This window comes from Pseudomonas sp. PS01300 (assembly GCF_029960155.1).
In the GTDB taxonomy this organism is placed as follows: Bacteria; Pseudomonadota; Gammaproteobacteria; order Pseudomonadales; family Pseudomonadaceae; genus Aquipseudomonas; species Aquipseudomonas palmensis.
This window is the reverse complement of record NZ_JASCPN010000132.1, coordinates 1-2,517: the sequence shown is the minus strand read 5'-3', so window position 1 is coordinate 2,517 and position 2,517 is coordinate 1. Positions and strand designations below refer to the sequence as shown.

Sequence of the window (2,517 nt, the reverse complement as noted above, 5' to 3'; positions counted from 1 at the left end):
ACACCGAGAAGTCGAAGGCATAGGAGTGGAACAGGCTCCACACGTCACTCGGCCCGAAGTTGAACCAGTGTTCGGTGGCGGCAAACAGGCGTAGCACGTTGTGGTGCGCGAGCAACGCGCCCTTGGGTTTGCCGGTGGAGCCGGAGGTATAGATCACATAGGCCAGGTTGGCAGGGTCCAGCGTCAGGCCTGGGTTGCTGGCGGCATAACCAGTGAAGTCATCGTCCAGCAGCAACGTGCGCACCCCGGCCGGCGTTGGCAAACCCAGGTGCGACTGGGCCAGCACCACGCTCAGGCCGCTGTCTTCCATCATGTAGGCCAGGCGGTCCTCGGGGTACGCCGGGTCCAGTGGCACATAAGCGCCGCCGGCCTTGAGGATCGCCAGCAGGCCGACCACCATCTCCAGGCTGCGCTCGCAGGCCAGGCCCACCAGCACCTCTGGCCCGATGCCCTGGGCAATCAACGCATGGGCCATCTGGTTGGCACGTTCGTTGAGTTCGCGGTAGCTGAGCTGGGCGTCACCCAGGGTCAGCGCGATGGAGCCCGGCGCACGCGCAGCCTGGGCTTCGATCAGTTCATGGAGGCAGCGCTGGCTGGCGAACTGCGCAGGCGCCGGGTTCCATTGCTGGAGGTTGGCCTGTTGCTCGCGGGCATCGAGCAACGGCAGTTCAGCGACGCGCTGTTGCGGACGCTCGACGATGGCGCGCAGCAGGTTCTGCCAGTGCCCCAGCATCTGTTCGATGGTGTGGGCCTCGAACACGTCGGTGGCAAAGGTCAGCGAAGCCGCTATGCCCTCCTCACGCTCGAACACCTCCAGCGACAGGTCGAACTGTGCGGTATGGGTATCCCACTGCAACGCCTCCACCTGCAGGTGCGGCAACGGCTGCAGCCCCTGCCCGTTCCGGGTTTGCGCCTGGTAGTTGAACAGCACCTGGAACAACGGGCTGCGCCTCAGGTTGCGGCCCGGCTGCAGCGCCTCCACCAATTGCTCGAACGGCAGGTCCTGGTGCGCATGGGCCTGCAGGGTGGCCTGGCGCACCTGCTCCAGCAGCGCAGTGAACGCCTGTCGCCCGCTCACCTGAGCCTTGAGTACCAGGGTGTTGACGAAGAAGCCGATCAGGCCCTCGGTTTCCAGGCGGTTGCGGTTGGCCACCGGCACTCCGACACGAATATCGTCCTGGCCGCTATAGCGGTGCAGCAGCGCCTGGAACGAGGCCAGCAACAGCATGAACGGGGTAACCCCGCACTCGCGGGCCAGTTGCAGCAGCCCGTGTGTCAGACCGGCGTCCAACGCCACATCGCGCCTGGCGCCGTGGAAACTGCGCTGGGCGGGGTGGGCACGGTCGGTGGGCAACTGCAGCGTCGGCTGCTCACCCCCCAGTTGCTCCAGCCAGTAGCGCAACTGACGTTCGCGCTCGCCTGCCTCCAGCCACTGACGCTGCCACTGGGCGAAATCGGCGTACTGGATCGGCAGTTCCGGCAGCACCAGTTCCTGAGCGCTGATGCCAGCGCCGTAGCGACGGATCAGTTCGTCGATCATCACCTGCATCGACCAGCCGTCCGAGACGATATGGTGCTGGGTGAGCACCAGTACATGGTCGTCCTCGGCCAGGCGCAGCAGCTTGACCCGCAGCAGCGGCCCCTGGTCCAGGGCAAACAGGCGGCTGCTTTCAGCCGCGACACTAGCCTGGATCTGCGCCGTGCGATCAGCCACATGCGCCAGCACCTCGAAGTCGATCGGCAGCGGCGCCGCTGGGTCTATGACCTGCCTGACATGGGCGTCCACCTGGACGAACCGGGTGCGCAACGGCTCATGCCGCGCAACCAGCGCATCGAAGCTGCGCTGCAACGCCGGCACATCCAGCGGCCCGCGCAGGCGCAGGGCCGCCGGCAGGTGATAGGCACTGCTCTGCGGGTCCAACTGCCAGAGGAACCACTGGCGCTCCTGGGCGTAGGACAGCGGCAGCGGCACGCCGCGTTCGACCGCAACCAGCGCAGGCTCGTCAATGCGCTTCAATGCATCCAGCGTGGCGACGAAATCCGCCAGGCGACTGTGTTCGAACAGCGTGCGCAAGGCCACGTCGAAGCCCAGCACCTGACGCACCCGCGAGATCACCTGGGTGGCCAGCAGCGAATGCCCGCCCAGCTCGAAGAAATCGTCGGTACGGCCGATACGCTCGCAGCCGAGCATCTGTTGCCAGAGGGCGGCGATCTGTTGTTCAAGTTCGCCCTGCGGCGCCACGTACTCGGCCTGCAGCAGGCTCGCATCCGGCGCCGGCAAGGCGCGGCGGTCGAGCTTGCCGTTGGCCGTCAGTGGCCATTGCTCCAGGAACAGCAGGTGCGTGGGCACCATGTAGTCCGGCAGTTCGGCCTTGAGCCGGGTTTTCAGGTCTTCCCGCAGGGCCGTGGGGTCGGCGGCGTTATCGTGGGGCAGTACATAACCCACCAGTTGCTGGCCGCTCGGCCCGTCCACCGCCAGCACCAGCGCTTCGCGCACGGCGGCCTGTTGCGCCAGAC

General features: G+C 66.5%; 1 protein-coding gene. It reads right to left on the bottom strand.

The features are described from left to right. Window positions 1-2,517: condensation domain-containing protein (locus QMX96_RS26590; protein WP_282362714.1), on the bottom strand; the 2,517-nt coding region annotated here is incomplete at both ends.